Annotated in this window: 15 protein-coding genes; 8 read left to right on the forward strand and 7 right to left on the reverse strand. The window is 40.8% G+C overall.

Annotation, left to right across the window (positions count from 1 at the left end; genetic code table 11):
• Positions 1-59 precede the first annotated feature (59 nt).
• Both AQ505_RS18800 and AQ505_RS18805 read right to left on the reverse strand, forming a co-directional pair.
• The gene (locus AQ505_RS18800; protein WP_082461627.1) at positions 60-1,664 is read right to left on the reverse strand and encodes a RagB/SusD family nutrient uptake outer membrane protein; all 1,605 of its coding nucleotides are present in this window, start codon (positions 1,662-1,664) and stop codon (positions 60-62) included.
• A 21-nt stretch (positions 1,665-1,685) separates the two neighbouring features.
• A complete protein-coding gene (locus tag AQ505_RS18805; RefSeq protein ID WP_062549592.1) occupies positions 1,686-4,766 on the reverse strand; it encodes a SusC/RagA family TonB-linked outer membrane protein in 3,081 nt (1,026 codons plus the stop codon).
• 173 nt (positions 4,767-4,939) lie between these two features.
• Here AQ505_RS18805 and AQ505_RS18810 point away from each other — a divergent pair, with 173 nt between their 5' ends.
• The 5 genes from AQ505_RS18810 to AQ505_RS27105 all read left to right on the forward strand — a co-directional run bounded on the left by AQ505_RS18810 (position 4,940) and on the right by AQ505_RS27105 (position 11,705).
• Positions 4,940-5,593 (forward strand): RNA polymerase sigma-70 factor, encoded by a 654-nt coding sequence (locus AQ505_RS18810; protein WP_197286226.1) that lies wholly within the window; start codon positions 4,940-4,942, stop codon positions 5,591-5,593.
• 38 nt (positions 5,594-5,631) lie between these two features.
• The gene (locus tag AQ505_RS18815; RefSeq protein ID WP_062549594.1) at positions 5,632-6,687 is read left to right on the forward strand and encodes a FecR family protein; all 1,056 of its coding nucleotides are present in this window, start codon (positions 5,632-5,634) and stop codon (positions 6,685-6,687) included.
• Between the two features lie 93 nt (positions 6,688-6,780).
• Entirely contained in the window at positions 6,781-10,101 is a 3,321-nt protein-coding gene (locus tag AQ505_RS18820) for a SusC/RagA family TonB-linked outer membrane protein (RefSeq protein WP_062549595.1), read from the forward strand.
• 3 nt (positions 10,102-10,104) lie between these two features.
• Complete coding sequence (locus AQ505_RS18825) at positions 10,105-11,406, forward strand: SusD/RagB family nutrient-binding outer membrane lipoprotein (RefSeq protein ID WP_197286227.1); 1,302 nt, start codon at positions 10,105-10,107, stop codon at positions 11,404-11,406.
• Positions 11,407-11,417: 11 nt separating this feature from the next.
• Positions 11,418-11,705: a SusD/RagB family nutrient-binding outer membrane lipoprotein gene (locus tag AQ505_RS27105; RefSeq protein WP_197286228.1), complete on the forward strand. Its 288-nt coding sequence runs from the start codon at positions 11,418-11,420 to the stop codon at positions 11,703-11,705.
• On the opposite strand, the gene AQ505_RS18830 is transcribed toward AQ505_RS27105, so the two are convergent.
• The 3 genes from AQ505_RS18830 to epsC are packed head-to-tail and all read right to left on the reverse strand — an operon-like array spanning position 11,682 to position 14,281.
• The gene (locus AQ505_RS18830) at positions 11,682-12,539 is read right to left on the reverse strand and encodes an endonuclease/exonuclease/phosphatase family protein (protein WP_082461628.1); all 858 of its coding nucleotides are present in this window, start codon (positions 12,537-12,539) and stop codon (positions 11,682-11,684) included. The two genes, AQ505_RS27105 and AQ505_RS18830, sit on opposite strands and share 24 nt — an antisense overlap.
• 51 nt (positions 12,540-12,590) lie before the next feature.
• Positions 12,591-13,463 (reverse strand): cysteine synthase CysM, encoded by an 873-nt coding sequence (gene cysM / locus AQ505_RS18835; RefSeq protein WP_062549597.1) that lies wholly within the window; start codon positions 13,461-13,463, stop codon positions 12,591-12,593.
• Positions 13,464-13,468: 5 nt separating this feature from the next.
• A complete protein-coding gene (epsC, locus tag AQ505_RS18840) occupies positions 13,469-14,281 on the reverse strand; it encodes a serine O-acetyltransferase EpsC (protein WP_062549598.1) in 813 nt (270 codons plus the stop codon).
• Positions 14,282-14,454: 173 nt separating this feature from the next.
• Here epsC and AQ505_RS18845 point away from each other — a divergent pair, with 173 nt between their 5' ends.
• Together AQ505_RS18845 and AQ505_RS18850 are read left to right on the forward strand one after the other, a co-directional pair.
• Positions 14,455-14,838, forward strand: a complete 384-nt coding sequence (locus AQ505_RS18845; RefSeq protein WP_062549599.1) for a hypothetical protein — start codon at positions 14,455-14,457, stop codon at positions 14,836-14,838.
• A gap of 1 nt (position 14,839) precedes the next feature.
• Positions 14,840-16,441 carry a L,D-transpeptidase family protein gene (locus tag AQ505_RS18850; RefSeq protein ID WP_062549600.1) on the forward strand — a complete coding sequence of 534 codons (1,602 nt, stop codon included), beginning with the start codon at positions 14,840-14,842 and terminating at the stop codon, positions 16,439-16,441.
• 104 nt (positions 16,442-16,545) lie between these two features.
• Here the strand turns inward: AQ505_RS18850 and AQ505_RS18855 are convergent, their stop codons facing one another.
• Complete coding sequence (locus tag AQ505_RS18855; RefSeq protein WP_062549601.1) at positions 16,546-16,737, reverse strand: cold-shock protein; 192 nt, start codon at positions 16,735-16,737, stop codon at positions 16,546-16,548.
• A gap of 79 nt (positions 16,738-16,816) precedes the next feature.
• Positions 16,817-19,348, reverse strand: a complete 2,532-nt coding sequence (locus AQ505_RS18860) for a BamA/TamA family outer membrane protein (RefSeq protein ID WP_062549602.1) — start codon at positions 19,346-19,348, stop codon at positions 16,817-16,819.
• 337 nt (positions 19,349-19,685) lie between these two features.
• Between AQ505_RS18860 and AQ505_RS18865 the strand changes: the two genes are divergently transcribed.
• Positions 19,686-20,363 carry a YdcF family protein gene (locus AQ505_RS18865; protein WP_197286229.1) on the forward strand — a complete coding sequence of 226 codons (678 nt, stop codon included), beginning with the start codon at positions 19,686-19,688 and terminating at the stop codon, positions 20,361-20,363.
• Positions 20,364-20,493 lie beyond the last annotated feature (130 nt).

Below are 20,493 nucleotides of genomic sequence, written 5' to 3' on the forward strand. Positions count from 1 at the left end.
TGCAGCAGCAGCTGAGACCGTTTATACAGATCAGATATTGCTGCTGCAAGACAAAAAACTTAGTTTTTCTTATCCCACCATAGCTTTGTACCGCCGTTATCAGGGCCACCAAGCAATGAAATGGCTTTAGTTACTTCTTCTGTGTTGTTTTTATACTCATCATCAGAGAAAGGCAACCTGCGGATTTGTTTGTCGGTATCGATCGTTCCACCACTCTGGTTATTCAGTACAGGGAAGATTTTTGGATATCCTGTACGTCTGTATTCCGACCATGCCTCCATTCCATCAGGAAAAATAGCGATCCATTTCTGCGTGATGATGCGTTCTAACTTCTGCTCTGCACTTGCAGCTTCATCCCATTTCACAGTAGTTTTGCTCAATAAAGGAGAATTAGCAGGTATGTTATTCGCAGCATTAATTGGGTCAGTATATGGGGCTTGAGTGCCTGTATTATTAGCCAGGTAAACATCCAGTCCACTCGCATTTACCTGCTCGAAGGAAAGCTTCACCCCTTCTGCATAGAAAGACTGCGCGGTACCGCCCATGTTCCATCCTTTTAATGCACCTTCAGCACGAAGGAAAGATACCTCCGCAGCGCACATATATTGAACCGGGGTACTTTCTTTTAAACTGGAGGAAGATGAATTCACGTAACCATCTGGTTTACCACTAAAAGAAATACCGTTACGAACCCCTTTATAATCACCTGGAACAACGGTAGAAAGGTTAAAATATTTACTCAATCGAGGGTCTGAAAAACCTTTTAAGATAGATTCAGCAGAGGCATTCATACGCGTATCTTTATAAGAGATATCATCCACCCACAGTCCATTTCTGGTAGGCACACCTTTACCGGCAATCACCAGGGCATTATCGGCATTGGTTAACAGCAGACCATTGGGATTATTCACTGCTTCTTCTGCCTTAGTTCTCGCTAAAGCTGGATCTGCATACGAGATGCGAATTGCCAGACGTAGTTTCAGCGAGTTCGCAAATTTGAGCCATTGTTTAATATTTCCATCATATACCAGGTCAAAGCGAGCTAAGGAGTTATCTGTTGGATTTTTAACCATAAAATCAGAAAGCACTTTAATCGCAGCATCCAATTCCGCAAAAAAAGCGGTGTATACGGTTTTCTGATCATCATAAGGGGTACTCAACACCCCTGTTCCAAATTTGGTATAAGGGATTGGGCCATAAACATCTGTGACACGGTGCATCCCCTCTACTCTTAGAATATCAGCAATGGCAATATATTGAGGATTGGCGGTCGCACGTTTATGAACTTCTCTCCAGCTGTTCATAATGCCACTGTAACCGACTTTGAATGGCCAAAGGTTCCATCCTGTTTTTAAGGCATAGGTAGAGTTATTTGGCCCACCGAAATCACCCGGAGGGGCAAAGTAACCAGAGAAAATATCGGCATTTAAGTTTTGCTGAAGCTGATAAATGTAATCGTCATTGGTTTTACAATAGAAAACATTCACTTGCATTTCAGGAAGGAATATACCCGCCGAAATATTGTCTTTCTGCAAATCTTCTTCTGTTAATCCGTTTGGATTGGTATTGTATACATCATAGTCTTTTGTACAAGAGCTTTGAGTCATGACAAGCGATAACGCAACTAAGGCGCCAAGCCCGGTTTTTTTGATTAAGGTTTTCATATATATAATGAATCTTGGTGCTTAAAATGTGAAATTAACGTTGAAACCAATGCTTCTTAAACTTGGCATTGCGAAATCATCAAAGCCTTGGTAAGCGTTTCCGGTTAGGGTGATGACATCCGGATCAAACGGTGCTTTCTTGTAAATCATCCATAGGTTTCTTCCGATCACAGACAGCTGAATCTTTTGTATTTTATTGTTAAATACTTGTGCAGGGAAAGTATAGCCGAAAGAAAGCTCACGCAGACGAACGTTTGTTGCACTATATACGTAAGGCGTCAGTTCTGAAGAAATTCTGCCATAATAATCCTGAGTTGCATTTACGCCATTGGCCATGATCCCACCCGCATCACGGCTATCCGCAGTTCTTTGAGACATTCCGAATTTATCCAGTGTTTTCTCTGTGTTAGAGATTACTTGCCCGCCAATTCTGCTGTCGACTAAGAAATTCAGATTAAAGTTTTTATACTTAAAACCGTTGTTCATACTCAACATATATCTAGGGTTTACATTACCCGCAGTAATTAAGTTATTGGAATATTGAGGTAAACCCTTATCATCCAGCACTAGTGCACCATTTGCATCTTTCAGGAAGTCTTTTACTTGAATTTCCCCATAGGCACCGCCTTTTCTGATCACTGAAGAACCACCCAACTGGATCTGTTTGACATCGATAAACTGACCGGTTGCCGGGTCATTATAGCTGTATAGATCAATAATTTTGTTCCTATTGAAAGAGAAGTTAATATTTGGTGTCCAGCTCAGTTCCCCAAATTGGGCACGATAGCCTAAACTCATTTCTAAACCTTGATTCTGTACATCACCAGCATTCAGATCGTAAGTTTTATAACCTACCGTTTCAGAAACGGTAACTCTGAAAAACTGGTTCACCGTATGAGTTTTATAATATGTTGCATTCAGACTCAACTTATTGTCCATAAAGCGCAAATCTGTTCCAATCTCAAAAGATTTACTACGTTCTGGTTTCAGGGTACTGAATGGTTTTCCAGTGAAAGGAACGATGGCACCACCTGTGATGGGGTAAGTAGGATTTGTTGCATAGGCATAGGCCTGAGGAATGGCATTTCCTACTTCTGCATAAGATAACCTTAGCTTTGCAAAAGAGATAAATTCAGGCAGACTGGCCATCTCACTAACCACTGCACTTAAACCTACTGAAGGATAAAAGAAAGGTTTTGGCAAAGTGGAGTTCCAGTCGTTACGCCCGGTTAAATCCAAAAACAGGTAATTTTTATACCCTAAAGTAGCGGTCAGAAATGCTGCTTGATTTTGCTCGCGATAAGCATTCGGCACAGGCTTTAGGTTCGCCTGAGTTACATTTAGCAAACTAAAAAAGTTAGGTACTTTATAAGGATCCAATGGACCGCCTATGGTTAAGCCTTTAACAGTTAGGTTCTGTAAACTGGCACCCGCGGTCGCATTCAAGCTGAATTCACCGAAAGTCTTGTTGAAGTTCAAGAGTAAATCCGCATAAGTCTGACTGTTTAAATTGTCCAGGCTAGTGTAATTACCATTTGGGCTATTTCCTGATAAATTAGCTAAGGTAGTGGCATAGATTTTAGTTTCTCCCTGATCTGTACTTCTATCCATTCTCACACGGCCTTGTAAATTCAGGTAGTCTGTAAAGTTATATTTAGCCGTAAAGGAACCTACCACTCTGGCCCTTTGCACCTGGAATAGGTTGCGGTTGCTAATCCAATAAGGGTTTTGCAAATTGATACCTGCATCGCCATAAGCCCAATTTTGAGTATCAATCTTACGGATAGGATCGAATACTTCATAATTTTTCACGTTATCGAAATTTTCCGAAGCACCAGGAAACAGATAAACGGAGGTCAAAGGATTATAATATTGTCCTTGTCCTGGCATGTTCTGCGTTTTCTGGTAGATGTATTCTGCTCTGGCATCCAGGTTCAGCTTATTGTCAAAATAAGAAGAGGTATTTCTAAAGGAGAAGTTGTAACGATCCAGTTTATTATTTGGGATAATACCTTCCGCATTGGTGGAAGCAGCCGAGAATAAACTCTGGTTTTTCTCCGTACCTCCGGAAATGGAAAGCGCATTGGTAAAAGTTTTACCAGTTTGGAAGAAATCGTTTGGACTATAACTTCCTGGCGTTGCAGCTTTAGCACCCCATCCATTATATGGTGTTGTTTTACTTTCCCCTACAGGTGCCGGTGCGCCATAGGTATTTTGTGTTTTAGGCAAAATAAAGGGATTATCAAAAGTCGTGCTGGAATTGAAATTCACTACCGTTTTACCTGCTTTACCTTTTTTGGTAGTGATCAGAATCACCCCATTTGAAGCTTGTCCACCGTAAAGTGCAGAAGCTGAAGCCCCACTCAATACACTCACTTCTTCGATATCTTCCGGGTTTAAATTAGAGATCCCATCGCCGGCATCACTGATTTGAAAACCATCAGTCGTCCCTGTTCCACTTAAATTTGGCAAGGGTACTCCATCAACCACATACAGCGCATTGTTATTTCCGCTGATCGATTTATTTCCACGGAGCACTGCTTTGGTTGATCCTCCAGGTGCGGAAGAGTGGGTTAAAGTTAACCCGGACACTTTACCCGTTAAACTGTTCACAAAACTTGGATCTTTAACCTCATTTACATCTTTAGAGTTTAAAGTCTGTACATTATAAGTTAAGGATTTCGTAGATTTCTTGATCCCTAAAGCGGTCACAACTACTCCTTCCAGATTTTGAGCATCTTCAACCAGGACCATATCAACGGTACCTTGCGAGGAAACAGATACTTCTTTACTCTGGTAGCCTATATAAGAAAACACGAGCACATCACCAGCTTTAGCAGTAATACTGTATTGTCCGCTGGCATTAGTTTGAGTCGTCTGCCCAGAACTTTTCACTTTGACAGACACACCAGGTAGCGTCCCACCTTTGTCATCTTTTACAGTTCCTTTGATAGTTTCCAGAAAATAAGGTTTGCTGAGCCCTAAAGAAAGGGGTCTGAGGGCAGGAATTGCCCCAAATTTGTCGGTCTTTACAGCTGCAAATAGATTTGCAGAAGCGTAAAGTAATAAACACGTCAGTTGTAATGGTTTTCTCATTTCCATTGATACGGTTAAGTTTTTTATTTGGTTAGCTATACCGTTTTATCATTATGATGATAAAGTCGATATGGGTAAAGACCCATTTCATTTATAAATTGCCTACAAGGGATTCATTTTTTTTTAAGATTCTTTTTAATCCCTATCTTGCAGGCTTAAATCCAGCTAACCAAAAACCCTTGAAAATCGTAAAGCCTGACTTATCCGGTCTGTGGACAAAGATTTGTACCGAAGATGACATCACATCTTTCGAGGCTTTATACCATTTACTTGGCAGCAGGTTACTTCGGTTCTCCATCTATTATGTTTCGAGCAAGGAGGTGGCAGAAGAAATCGTTTCTGAGGTATTTGTGAAATGCTGGGAAAACAGGAAGGTCAATCTTCATGTGCTCAATCCTGAAACGTATTTGTTTGTGGCAATCAGAAACCAGAGTTTAAAATACCTCAGAAAGCACCAGCAAATTCAGCTGGTAGAAATAGAAGATCATCATGAGCAGTTATATGTAGCTGACAATAATCCCCAAAAGGAGTTGGAAAGAAAAGAATTACAACTGAAATTAGATCAGGCTATTGATACGCTGCCACCACAGGCCAGATTGATTTTTAAGCTGATCAAGGAGAATGGAATGAAATATAAGGAAGTTGCTGAAATCCTGGAAATTTCTCCGAGAACAGTGCAGACTCAGCTTTTTAGGGCAACTGCAAAACTTAGGGTGGTGCTTAGCGCATACCGGGAGATCGATCGCCAAAGCAATCTTTCAGATCATGCGTTCGGTTTGATGATGATTTTAGGACTAACAAACTATATTTTAATCTTTTGTAGGCAATTTTAAGAAATATGGGAACCTTATTAATAACACGCTAAAAGAAAATGAACGATCAAAGATTTACAGAATTGCTGAGTAAGAAGCTCTCGGATGAAATTTCCATGGAGGAACATAAAGAATTTGTGTCCATGATGGAAAATAATGCCGCTTATCAGCAGGAATATAAATCATTAAACCATTATTTTGAAGCTGAAGAGGCAATTGTCCAACCAGAAATGGCTCGTCTTTTTGAAAAGATCAAAGGAAAAATAGAAATACCTGAACCTGTATCATACGGAAAAACAGCGCAGCTGCCCCTGCTGAAAACAGGAACCTGGTATCGCATTGCAGCGATTTTAGTCATCGGTATTTGTTCCTTTGCTGCTTATCAGTTTTTTACCAAAAGCAAACCTGATACGGCTTTGCTGGCGCTGGATTGGAAAACATTAAACACTCCCAGCCGTCTGACAGAAAAACTCGTACTTGCTGACGGCACTACGGTTACTTTAAACGCTGAAAGTCAACTCAAATACCCTGCGAAATTTACCGGAACCAGCAGAGAAGTATACCTGAGTGGTGAAGCATTTTTTGAAGTAAAGAAAGATGCGCAACATCCTTTTGTGATTCATACCGACAAAATGAGCATTAAGGTACTTGGTACTTCTTTTGATATTAAAGCTTATAAAAACGATCGTGAGTACAGCACCAGCCTCATTACTGGCGCTGTTCAAATTCAATTAAAAGACAAAAAAGGGCAGATCCTTCTGAAGCCATCAGAAAAGTTTAATCTTCATAATAAGCGCAGTGCTGAAGCAGATACGCTTGCCTATCATATCAGTGCTTTAAATTTACTGGAAGCCGGAGAAAATCCAGCTACCGCTTTTATGGAAACCTCCTGGTTGAGCCATAAGTTAATCTTTCAGGAAGAACCTTTCGAAGTACTGGCCAATACCCTATCCAGATGGTATGGCATGAACATCATCTTCAAAAATGAAAAGCTGAAGGATGTTAAATTTACTGGCCTTTTTGAAAAAGAAACCTTAAATGAAGCTTTGAAAGCATTGCAATTGATTGAATTCTTTCAATATAAAATAGCAGACAAAACTGTTTATATTTACTAATTTGGCCACCGGGGTATCGTCTGGCCATCCGCTAAATCAATGGCGCTAATGATTTACGAATAAGGTCGGGATCAAAAAAAATATAAATTGAGCATGAAATTATTAGGGTGGTTTGTCTTTGTTCTGCCATTGGCTATCGCTATTAATGGCCATGCACAAGACGCCCCTGCTCAGGTCAGTTTAGAGCTAAAATCCGTAAACTTCAAAAAAGTGGTCACTGCAATTGAGCAGCAGACAACCTATCATTTTGTATTTAGTGAGCGTAAAATACCGCTCAAGAAAATCAGCATTAGTGTTAAAAACGCTCCTATTTTAAAGGTACTCGATCAAATTTTAGCACAATCCAATTACACCTATCAATTACTGCCAAATCAACTGATCGTGATCCGCAGAAACGAAGCGGAAAACCAACTTAGAATGCTTACTGGAGAAGTTCGCAATGAGTCAGGACAAGCTCTGGCTGGCACTGCAGTAAAGGTATTAGGCACCAATTATGCAGCCATGACCAATAACAAAGGGCAATTTACCATCCCGGTCTTTAAAAAATCTATTCTTCAAGTTTCTCAGGTAGGGTACCAAAAAACAGCAGTCCCGGTAAAAGAAAATCCTGAGCTCCTGATCACTTTGTCGCCAAAAATAAATGAACTGGAAGAAGTCGTGGTTACTGCGCTGGACATCAAAAAAGAAGAAAGAAAGATCGGTTATTCTATTTCCATTATTTCCGGTGAGTCCATCAGTAAAGCCAGAACTTCTAACGCCATATTGGCACTGGAAGGACAGGTATCAGGGCTCAATATTAATGGTGTATTTGGAGGAGCCTCATCCTCTGCTAAAATCCTGCTTCGTGGAGCAGCCAGTATGAATGCTGGAAGCCCATTATTTGTAGTCAACGGTGTACCGATAGACAATACCCAGCGAGGTAGTGCGACTGAATATGGCGGTGCAGATTATGGTGACGGCATCAGTAATATCAATCCAGATGACATAGAAACTATTACGGTATTAAAAGGTTCTGCCGCTTCGGCATTGTATGGTGCACGTGCCGCGAATGGCGTGATCATCATTACCATCAAAAGGGGATCAAAAAATGATACTGAAATTGAATACAACACGAATCTTTCTTTTGATAGTCCGATCAACAATACAGACTTTCAATATGTGTACGGACAAGGCACACAAAACCGTCGGCCAAGCAATCTATCTTCGGCCATTGCTTCAGGTGCTTCCAGTTGGGGGGAGCGAATAGATGGCCTTCCTTTCCTCCAATTCGATGGAAAAACGTATCCTTACAGTCCTGTAAAAGACAATATCCAGGCTTTTTACCGAAAAGCAGCTGCCTTTACCAATACCCTCTCTTTCAGCAGAGGAAATGAAAAGAGCATGTATAGACTTTCCGCCTCTAATCTGGACCATCAGGCACTTTTGAAAAATGGGAAACTCAATCGGAAAACCCTCAACCTATATACGGCTTACGAAATAAATAAGCAGCTCAGTCTCACACTTAATGCGAACTATATCTATGAGCAAAACAAAAACCGATCATACCTGAGTGATGGGACATTGAACCCAAATTATGGCATTGCCAGCCTTGCTAGCACCGTAAACGAAGCCGCCCTTTCTCCTGGTTTTGATCCCATTACCGGAAGAGAAACCAGCTGGAACAATGATGAATACAAGACGAATCCTTATTTTATGCTCAATAAACAGGAAGATTTGAGCACAAGGCACCGCTTGATCAGTTCCAGTTCTATCAAATATAAATTTACCGATTGGCTCTATCTTCAAGGAAGATTTGGCTATGACATCAGTAAAGACAGGATCATTAGCATCATCCCTTATGGGGCCGGTTTCTCTATCAATGGGCAAGGTGGACTTAACGCTTATAAACGAACGCAAATCTCGGAGCTGAACAGCGACCTTTTGCTGGCTGCCAACAGAGATATTTTGAAAGACCTTAATCTGGATATTTCCATTGGGGCCAATTACCGCAATAGAAAAGGAGAACTTTCCGATGCCCGGGGAAACCAATTCATTATCCCCTATCTTTATACGCCAGAGAATCTGGTGACTAAAGAAGATAGCTATTCGAAGGCAAAAATAGTGACTCAATCTGCCTATTACACCTTAGACCTGAACTACAGGAAACTATTTAACCTCTCTACTACCGGTAGATATGATGTCTACTCGACCCTTCCCAGTAACAACAGAGGTATTTTTGTTCCAGGCATTTCCGGGAGTTTTATCTTCTCCGACCTCCTGCATGCCAAATCTCTGAATTATGGAAAAATCAGGGCCAGCTTTGCCAAAACTAGTGGAGAGCCGGCACAGCCTTACATTACCCAAACTTATTACAATACAGACAACATCATCAATGGAATACCTGTCGGCAATTACCTCAGAGCACTGCCAAATTACAGTTTAAAGCCTTTTACTTTAGATGAATTTGAAACAGGATTAAACCTTCGATTCTTTAACAACAGATTAGATTTAGACCTTACCTGGTTTCACAGAACTACCCATAATGAGATTGTCAGCGCGGCACAATCGGTCACTACCGGCTGGACTTCAGCTTATGTAAACCTAGGGAAAACACAAAATATTGGTACAGAAATAAATATTCAAGGTGTGCCCATCCAATCGGAACATTTTAACTGGAGAGCCGCTTTCAATTTTAGTCATATTTACAATATGCTGATTTCTATAGACGGCAGCAGCCAATATTCTTTAACTGGTACCTACCGTCCACTGAATGCAAATACGGCAATGGTAGTTGGGAAATCGATTACTCAAATCATGGCTTACGACTATCAACGAACACCTGAGGGAACAATCATCATAGGTACTGACGGCATCCCCAAACGTGGGGAATTAAAACCTATGGGCAGTACCCTACCCAACATTTATGGCGGCTTTACCAACAGTTTTTCCTATAGAAACTTCATCCTATCTTTCCTGGTAGACTTTAAATTCGGTCAAAAGATCTTATCCGCTACAGAAAACTATTCTTATGTGAATGGCTTTAATAAAGCGACCCTGACTGGGAGAGAAAACGGGGTGATTGCAGCTGGTGTCCAGGAAGATGGCGACATCAATACGATTAACGTACCCGCCTACAACTATTACCCACAGCTTGCGACTAACATCTCAGCGCTTTCCGTGTTAAACGGGAGTTTCATCAAGTTCAGACAGTTGATACTGGGTTATAGCCTCCCTCAGCGCAGCATTAAAAATACGCCTTTTCGAAACATCAGTATTGACTTTATCGGCAGAAACCTGTGGACTTTACTCAAATACACGAAAAACATAGACCCAGAATCGGAATTCTCCTCCAGTCTGAACTACGCAGGGATTGAAGGCGCTTCCTTACCCGCAACCAGAACTTTTGGCATCAACCTCAATTTTAAACTAAAATAAGAAATGAAAAAGCAATATATCCTTTCGCTCGCTTTTTTAATCAGCATTCATTTTAGCTGCAGCAAGGCAGAATTGGACAAAATCAATACGGACCCTACCAAATCCACGGCTGAAGACTTCGACCCCAACTCCCTGCTTTCCGGTGCACAACTTCGGTTTGCAAATAAAGGATATTATCAATTGCTTTATCCCAGCACCATGATGCAGCTCCTGGCCTCTACTTATTATTATTACAATAATGGAGATAAGTACATCAATGTAGCCAACTTCACTGATTATCAGGGACGAGTTTTTGAGGAAGGTTACGCCGAAGCCTCCAGTATTCGGGAAATGCAAAGACTCGCTAATGAAAAGGATCCCGTTCAACATACTAATCTAGTGGCTATCGGCGACCTTATGTTTGTGCTGATCTTGCAAAGAATTACAGATATGTATGGTGATGTCCCCTATAAGGATGCAGGAAAAGGACGTCTGGGCCTAAAATATCCGATTTATGACCGCCAGGAAGACATATACAGCGCTATGTTAACTGATATTGAGCTTGCCATCAAACAGCTCAATCCTGACCTCCCTAAGCCTACTGCTGATATATTTTACAAAGGAGACTTAATCAAATGGCGTAAATTCGGATACAGTTTAATGCTTCGTGCAGCGATGAGACTCAGTAAAGTTGATCCGGAAAAAGCCAGATTATGGACAGAAAAAGCCGCTGCAGGCGGTACTTTTACGGACATCAGCGACAATGCTTTCCTCCCTATGGATGCTTCCAGTTATAACAGTCAGAATGGGATTTCCCTTGCCTTGCGCACCCTCTCCGATTACCGGGAAGTACGCTGGAGCAAAACCCTGATTGATCAGCTTAAAAAAACAAATGACCCCCGTTTAGGTGTGATTGCAGAGATCCCTACTGAAGGATTTGCCAATAACAACAACCAAAATCTTGCTGGAAATAATAGTCCAGTACTACAAAATGGGATGCCCAACGGATATGACCTCAATGGTGGAACAACCGACATACAGCATGCTTCAGGCTATCCTGGAGGTACAGGGAAAGAAAACGATTTTGCTCCTTTGGGAAAATATTCAAGGCCTAGAACATCCGTTTACCTGAAACTTGGCGGCCCTATATTTATCATGACTTATGCAGAAACAGAATTACTCCTTTCAGAAGCCGCATTAAGAGGTTGGGCAGTAAATGGAACTGCCGCTGCTCATTACCAGAACGGGTTAAAAGGTGCTTTACTAGCTACGGCACAAATTGACACTCAGGCAACTATCCCTTCGGGGATATTGATGCTTATTTAAAGGCACAACCATTGGATGAATCAACAAAAGAGAAAGCACTGGAAATGATCAATACTCAATATTGGATCAGTACAGGTACAATGTTTAACTTCATAGAATCCTGGTTCAACTGGAAAAGGTCCGGTTATCCGCTTCTTAGCCCGATCAATTACCCGGGTAATGTGACCAATGGCAGCATTCCCAGAAGAATGATTTACCTGTCTACTGAAATCTTAAACAATACTGACCATTACAAAGCCGCTGTTTCCCGTTTATCCGGGGGTGATGTGCTGAGCTCAAGAGTGTGGTGGGACAAGTAAAATACTGATTGGATAATGATCTGATAACTGATCTGTCATCGCATCTTTTACAATAATGGGTTTCGTTGCATTTTTCTGTAAATCGGAAGAGATAAAAATATAATCGATTCTTTCTTTTGAAGCATCTGGAACCGGCCCAAAAACCAAGGTAGGGTAACTAAAATTGAAGCCTTTAGTTTTCATAGACCAGGTATCTATAAATCCTTTCTGAATAAGGTAGGCAGGGACCTCATAGTCGAGCTTACCATTAATGGCATTGCTCAGATTACTGCTGCTGTCACTTTTCAGCATTGGTGTTAAACGGTCATGGCGGTTATAGGACATGCTATCCGATGCCGAAAGGCTATTCATATCCCCCATAATCAGGATCTTTTTACTGATAGCCCAACGTTGCAGACTATCTGAAATTAGCGCCACTTCTTCCCTTCTTTTCTCATGTTTAAAAGGCGATAAATGAACAACCACAAAATTTAGGTCTTCAATTTTTGCCGTCATAAAGCCGTGATGCATCCCTTCAATCACTCTTTTCACTTCAGTAATCGGGTATTTGGAAGAAATCCCTACAGAATATCCCTTTTCCTTGGCCAATGCCGTATAAGGATGTCCTATGGCTTCCCCCAAGCTTTTTAATTCTCCTGCAGTTATGTTCAGCAACTCCTGGTAGGCAATCACATCTGCCTGCTGAGCTTTTGCCCAGGTCACAAAACGTGCTTTACGGGCTGCCTCACTTTCAAAATAGTTGTACACGTTATAAGAAATGATTTTTAGTGCAGTTTGAGCCTGCAGGAGCTGTATAGCCAGCATAAAAAAAAGGAAAAGGGTAATTCGCTTCATATCGCCTAAATTAGGAGAATATATAGAGAATCACCCTTTTCCTTTAAAATTTTACCCAAACAGGTCGCTGCTTAAGTAACGGTCACCTCTATCGCAGGCAATAAAAACGATCAATCCTGAGCTCAGCTCTTCTGCTAACCTTAGGGAACAGGCCAAAGCACCACCGCTGCTCATTCCAGCAAATATCCCTTCTACTTTCGCCATTTTTCTGGTCATTTCTGTGGCTTCTGCCTGAGATACATCCATTACACGATCTACCCGGGAAGCATCAAATATAGCTGGTAAATAAGCTGCCGGCCACCTGCGAATTCCAGGGATAGAAGATTCTTCTGTTGGCTGACAACCAACAATTTGTATCTCCGGGTTTTGCTCTTTTAAGAACATTGAATTTCCCATAATACTGCCTGTAGTTCCCATTGAACTTACAAAATGAGTGATCTGCTGGTTGGTATCCCTCCAGATTTCCGGACCTGTAGTTTTATAATGCGCCAGATAATTGTCTGGATTAGCAAATTGATTCAACAAATAGTAGCCTTCTTGTGCCCCCTTTTCTTCGGCATAATCCCTGCAAACCTCTATAGATTCTAACAAAGTTACTTTTGCACCATAGGCTTCCATAGTGAGCGTACGTTCCCTGGTGGAGTTTGATGGCATCACTAATTCAATTTCTACGTCAAAGATACTGGCAATCATAGCCAATGCGATTCCAGTATTTCCGCTCGTGGCTTCAATCAATTTAGTTCCTTTTTTGATGTCTCCACGTTCCATTGCAGAACGAATCATGTTCAAAGCGGCCCTATCCTTTACACTTCCTCCTGGATTATTTCCTTCTAATTTGGCAAAAATCTTCACATTCGGGTTGGAATGCAGTTTCTGAATCTCTACTAGCGGGGTATTTCCTACAAATTCTATAATGTTTCCCATAATGTTTAGTCTTTTTGTCTAGTCTCTATTACTTTTATGGAGGATTGATGGTAAACTGTGGAGTGCGAAGGCACGCTTTTAGTTAACCATACATTTCCACCGATGATGGAATTATCGCCGATAATGGTTTCTCCACCTAAAATCGTTGCCCCAGAATAAATGATCACATCATCTTCAATGGTAGGGTGACGTTTGGTGTTTGCCATATATTTTTCAACGCTCAATGCGCCCAGGGTAACGCCCTGGTATAACTTCACATGGTTGCCAATCACCGTAGTTTCTCCGATTACAATTCCGGTTCCGTGGTCAATATATAAGTATTCCCCTATTTTAGCCCCAGGATGAATGTCAATTCCTGTTTGAGAATGCGCATATTCGGTCAGTATTCTTGGAATTAAAGGCACATCAGATAGCTGTAAAGCATGTGCTATGCGGTACATGGAAATCGCCAGAAAGCCCGGATAACTTCGAATGATTTCAAATTCACTTTTTGCTGCAGGATCTCCGCTTAAAATCGCCGAGATATCGGTATTCATTTTTCTGTATAATTCTGGGAGTTCCTTGAAGAAACTTTTAGAAATCAGTTCATTATTACAGTCTTTACAAGCTTTCGTGGAGTTTAACAATACAGTTAGCGCTAACTCCAGGGAGGCAAATTGATGCTGAATCTCTTGCAGGGTATATTTTGGCGCAGTAGAACGCTCCGGGTACACCATATTCATCAGATTGGTAGCCCATGCGGCAATGACTTCATTCGAAGGCACCACTTCTACGCGGTTTTGTTTATTAAAAATATGAAGATAAAATTCTTCGCTCATCTTAGATTTTATTACTGTTTTGTTTGAAATTGTAAAGGAATGAAAATTATTACAAATAAAAAGAGGAGATAACTGATTTTAAGAGAGAACCTGTCCTTATGACTTTAGGGTTAACAATATTTAAAGCTATATTCGCGTAGAATCTATTCACATTAAAGCTATTTCCCTGAAATATGTCCGAAGCATTTGAAATACTATATTTCTTCAATACCCCTTTCAATTCCCTAGTCGAGATTAAACGACGCAATTTTGATTCAGAAAGTGACCCTTCCAAGGTATTTTTCTGGATTCTTTACGAAAAAAAGACCCACAGAATCTATCCTTTACAATTTATTTCCATGAAGGATGAACATTTAGCCCAGGAACGCGTTTTTAAACAAGGAACTTTTTCTTTCAATGAGGAGGAAGGCACTTTATTAAACAGCAGTGATAAAGCAAAAATGATCCTGAAAAGGATGCCAAATGCGACCATGACCAGATTATTGAAAATCAGGATTGAAGAGTTTTTGCTGACACTGGATAAACAAACAGAAAAACAATTAGAAAAACTACTGTAGTATGAGAAAATGGCTCTTGATATTATTCCTTCTTCCTGTTGTATTTATAGCTTGTAACAGAAAAAAAATAGTTAAAATAGAAAGAGACATTAGTATTACCCCTACTAACTCCGTGACCAGACTAGCAGTCGACAGTCTGCAGATGGAGCATTATATTACCGAGCAAAAGTTAACCGATAGCGCGGCACAGTATCTAAGAAACTTTTACAACAGCAGGAACTTCCAGTTTGCCTGGCTGGGTGAAAAAGGATTAACGGAACAGGCCCGTGTATTTTATCAATTGAATAAAGACTATGTAGATAATTTCCGCGACAGTTCCCTGCTGGATGTCAATCTGGACAAGAAGATGGAACTGTTGATGAAAGAGGATACTACTTTCAAAAAGGCGGATAGCAGTCTGGCTCATCTGGACTTACAGCTGACCAGCCATTTCTTCAATTATGTGGCTACAGCTTATGAGGGGAAAGTCAACCCAGAGGTGATACAATGGCATATTCCGAGGAAAAAGCTGAGCACTGTGGCTTTGCTGGATTCTTTGATGACCAATAAAAACCTTAAAACTGACGACTGGGAACCTGTAAATCAGCAGTATAAAGCATTAAAAAAAGAACTTCAACGGTATTACAGTCTTCAAAAAGAAGGCAATTGGAAAACTATTCCAATAGGCAGCAGAAAAAAATACCAGCTGGGTGATAGCGGTCTGACGGTAAGCTTGGTCAAGCAACGTTTGATTGCAATGGGCGATACACTGGCGAAAGACAGCTTACCTGTATTTGACCAGGCGCTAAAAACCGCAGTAAAAAAACTACAGCCATTATATGGACTTCGCAGTACGGGAACAATCGACCCTGCTTTACTAAAAGAATTGAATGTTCCCATTGAAAAACGTATTGAACAAATACTCATTAATCTGGAACGTATGCGCTGGATGCCGGTCATGCCTTCAGGAAAAATGATTCTGGTTAACATTCCTGAGTACCAGCTTCATGTTTTTGAAGACCATAAACAGGTATTGAACATGGGCATTGTAGTTGGTAAAGCAGCTAATAAAACGGTAATCTTCAGCAATAAACTGAGAAATATTGTGTTCAGTCCATATTGGAATATTCCTGCGAGCATTGTTCGTGCAGAAATTCTTCCGGCAATGAAACGCAACCGCAATTATCTGGCGAGTAAAAATATGGAACAAACTGGAACCAGTAATGGCCTGCCTACGGTTCGCCAAAAGCCTGGCGACAACAATTCACTGGGGCGTGTAAAATTCCTTTTCCCTAACAGTTACGACATTTATTTCCATGATACTCCGGCAAAATCCCTGTTTGCGGAAGAAAAAAGAGCTTTTAGTCATGGCTGCATCCGACTGGCACAACCGGTGAAGCTTGCAGACTATCTATTGGCTGATCAGCCGGATTGGACACCGGAAAGGATAGCGAAAGCGATGAAAAGCACAAAAGAAATCTGGGTAGCCTTAAAGAAACCTGTCCCTGTGTTTATTACCTATTTCACTTCCTGGGTAGATCAGGATGGCCGATTGAATTTCAGAGATGACATTTATGGTCATGATCAGAAGATGGCAGAACAGCTGTTCCTTACTGCTAGATAAGCTATTTAATCCTGCTCTTTTTTACTTAGTTAGCCCTGTAAAAAAAACAGGGCAAAAAAAAACTGCCCTTGAGGGGCAGTTTTCACAATTTATATTGAGGAAATTTAAATCACCTTAACATTTACTGCATTAAGACCTTTACGACCTTCTTCAACATCATAAGAAACTTTATCGTTCTCACGGATGTCGGCTAATAAGCCAGTTGAATGAACAAAGATTTCACTTTCGCCCGAGTTTGGAACGATGAATCCGAAACCTTTAGTTTCATTAAAAAATTTTACTACTCCTTCTTGCATTGTATTTTTTATTATAATTAATAGGACAAATGTAAGTATAAATAATTGCAATACAGTTATTTCATCAAATATAATTTTACTAATACCTGAATTTCATGGTAATATAAGGGTAATATCCCTCTTTGGAATGGGCAATCTGTGCCTGTACGACGGTTAAAATGGCGGGTGCATAATACAATCCACCGCCATAGCTATAATGCCATACATCGGAGTCATCTTGCTTCGTCCACACCCTCCCAGTATCAAAGAAGGCTGTTATTCCAAATTGTCCGGGTAAAATATATCCCCCAACATTGGCGAGTTTCGTCCGTAATTCCAGGTTATTGTATAAGCTATGCTGCCCACCAAAACGGAAAGAGCGAAATCCTAATAAATTTCCTTGTCCACCGATATAATTCGACTGATAAAACGCCTGATTGCCAAAAGTCAACCCTCCTCCCGTTCGGTTTGCCAGCACAAAGCGCTTGGAATTCCCTATTCTTTGGTAAAATGTATAGCTGGCCAACAACTGCACAGAAGATGCTGCCGCCGCATTTAAGCCGGTGTAAAACCGCAGCTTTGCATCGATCAGGTTCCCCGAAGAAGGTAATACTTCATTATTCCTAGTATTGCGGATAAAAGCAACCTTCAAACCAGTGTACCATTTATCCTCACTAATCGTGGCGCTATCTGGCGAATGCAGTTGATCTGAATTGCTGATAAAGCGATCATTGTTGTCCTCCCTGTTGAAACGATAATACTGAAAGGTAGGCCCGACAGTCCAGGTATTTTTATGGTCGCGCCACCTTAAAGCAGGATCAAAATCATACAAACTAAACCTGGCCCTATAGTATACGACATAGTCTCCGGTTTTGGAATAAGGTGTTTCATTACCCAGACCGAAGAAATTCTGAGAATTTTCAGGCGCAAAAGCACTCGCTTGCAGCACAATATCAGCCTTTCCAAGAGCATGAAACCATTCACTGGAATAGTTAAAGCTGAAAGCTTTGGTTTTAAAAGAGTGTAAAAAAGAAAAGGAATGTATATTTCCGAAGGGCAGTTTCCGAAAACCGGGACTCATTATTTTATAGGATAAGCCCATAGAAAGGCCATCATCTGCATTAAAGCCGGCATTGAGCAAGGTCATATTCCTCGAATACAGATCTGTAGGTACGTAATGTGTATTGTTGGTATCATTAGCGAGGTGTTTGATTAGCCTGGAGGAAGCGCCTGAATAAGTAATCCCTTCTTCCATTCCATAAAAAGGCACCTTGCGCCTGGCTGCCACTACATCATAATGCTTCTTGCCTTCCCCATTAACCATTCGGATCCGAATATTAGAGTTTTTATTGTTGAGCAGTATACTATCATTTCCATCCCTTACATATAAACGGATTTCTTTAGTCACCGAAGGATCGTAATTTCTTGTAAACAAGGTTTCCCCAGCTTTACCATTCTTGTCCAGTTTTTTTAAATTCAGGGTTAAACCTGCGGCACCATGATCGCTGATCTGAACCAGTTCATTCTTATTGCTGCCCTGAACGTCAACAATCCGATTCATAAAATGATAATAGGTCTTCATTGTTTCCGCTAAGCTTTTTCTTCTTTCCTTTAGCTGAGCAAGTAATTGATCATGACGAAGGGAATAGCTGGGTTCTGGTAATTTCTTCAGTGCGTGTTCAAAAAGCTTATCCGTCATTGCTGCAGAAAACTCCTGAATGATCCGATCCCATTCTTCTGCTCCTATCGTTCCCAGGATGCGTCCGTACATACTTCTGCCTTCCCAAAAAAACCAATTGATATTTTGAACATTTCGCTCATAGCCCTGAATCATAGGAAGCAGCCAGGAAACCTGGGCGAATCTTGGAATCAGGCCTTGTGAAAGGTAATATACCATATCGCGATCCCTCGGAACCACCACATAACGAGTGCCCTGCGCAGTTTTCTCTGGAACCCAGCGCCATTGATCCTCATGCCTGTCCCAATCTCCCAATAAATAATCCAGCGCTTTAGCTTTCAGCATTAATGTTGCATCTACTGAATTGTTATGGTTTTCATTTAACTTTCTCAGCATCTTGTCGGTATTATCCGTATCCCCTTCAGGTTCTCTTTCTTCCAGCAAACAAAGACTATTTTCGAAAACCGGGGCAAACTCTCCAAGTGCGGTATCAGTAACTACCCAGCCGATCATAGGATTGCTATGTGGAATCCCTATTGCATCTGCAAAAACAGGGACCACCAAGGCAGAAAAAGGATGCTGTGCCGACATATTGTCTTTCACGATATCTTTCGCAAAAGTAGCTTGTAATTCTAAAGGGAGTAATACTTCAGGATATTTCTCTACAGATCGCAATACCCATTCCTTCCCTTGTTTATCTTCCATTCTTAGGGAATGGGTTTGATTCCCTCCTCCTCTTTTAATGGGTGTTAGTCCTCCTTTAATCTGAGACAGGCGAATCACAGGTACCTTGGTACTGTCTGCATATTCCTTCCGATAGTTCTCGCCAAAAAGAAAACGGTGGAACTTCCCTACATGGTCGTATTTTGGATAGATACTCACCTTTAAAGAATCCTGTGCATGGGCACAAAAACCCGCAAATATCAATGTAGAAAAAAGTAACTGTTTTACCATATCTGCTTTATATCTGTAGCGTTTTAATCATTACATCTTTTTGAAATGCCTTGAAATCCAAATCGCAATCATCCATCTCATCATTTTTTCTTCCTTTTATATGCCTTGTTAAGATAGATAAAGGTATTCCTAAAAATACTCAACTACTCTTGATCTGTGTTAAGAAATGAATAATAATGAACAAAAAAAACAAAGAGCAGTTCAGCTAATCTGCCGATATTGAATCAGATAGAAAACCAAATATCAATTGAATTGTTTTAGGGAAAATTACCTTGACTACTTAGAATTCATAGGCATTTCAGCACTATCCGATTTACCATACCTACAGCAAATGCCCATGGAAAAGATTCAATTACCCCTAGAATTATTATATCCAAGTTGCCCAACCATGGATCCGCAGTTGGTAGAGGTGCTGACAGATCTATGTTTTCAGAAAGAAGAACAGCTGGTATCAGACTTATTATTTGTTTTCGGTTCCAATATAAAACACAAAGAAATTGCAGGAATAATTGCTGAGCTAATGGACAACAACCAAGTGGATCGGGTATTAATTACCGGCGGCGTTGCCAGTTTCGGAAATTCATTTCCCCAAAACAGACCGGAGTCTGAAGCCATCTTTGCATTACTTCCAGAAAGACATAAACAGCAGCCAATAATTTTGGAAACACGTTCCAGAAATATGCTCGAAAACATTATCGAAGCACAAAAAATGCTTGCTGCTGAAAAGATAAAGACGATCAGCTTTATTTGCCATGCTTATGCCAGCAAAAGAGCGGCCCTGACCTTAAAAAGCTTTTTTCCAAATGCGAGCATTCATTGTATCTCAATTGCACTCCCATCATACCAAGCGGAACATCCAATCACCGCAGCCTATTGGTCAAAAACCAAATATGGACAAAGCCTGATCCTGGGAGAATACCTGCGACTGATCACTTATGGAAATCGGGGAGATTTCCCATTAACCGCAATACAGCCTTATATAGATCTGGTAGAACGCTTACTATTAAACAAATAAGTTCAAAATCCCCTCTTAAAAAGCTCTGCTGCTGCTCCTATAACAATCCAATTCTCTGAAATGAATTTCAAAATTCTGATAAGAATGCAATTCTTATTTGAGCAATTGAGGAAATCTTTGCACCTTCGTA

It is taken from the genome of Pedobacter sp. PACM 27299 (assembly GCF_001412655.1).
Classification (GTDB): domain Bacteria; phylum Bacteroidota; class Bacteroidia; order Sphingobacteriales; family Sphingobacteriaceae; genus Pedobacter.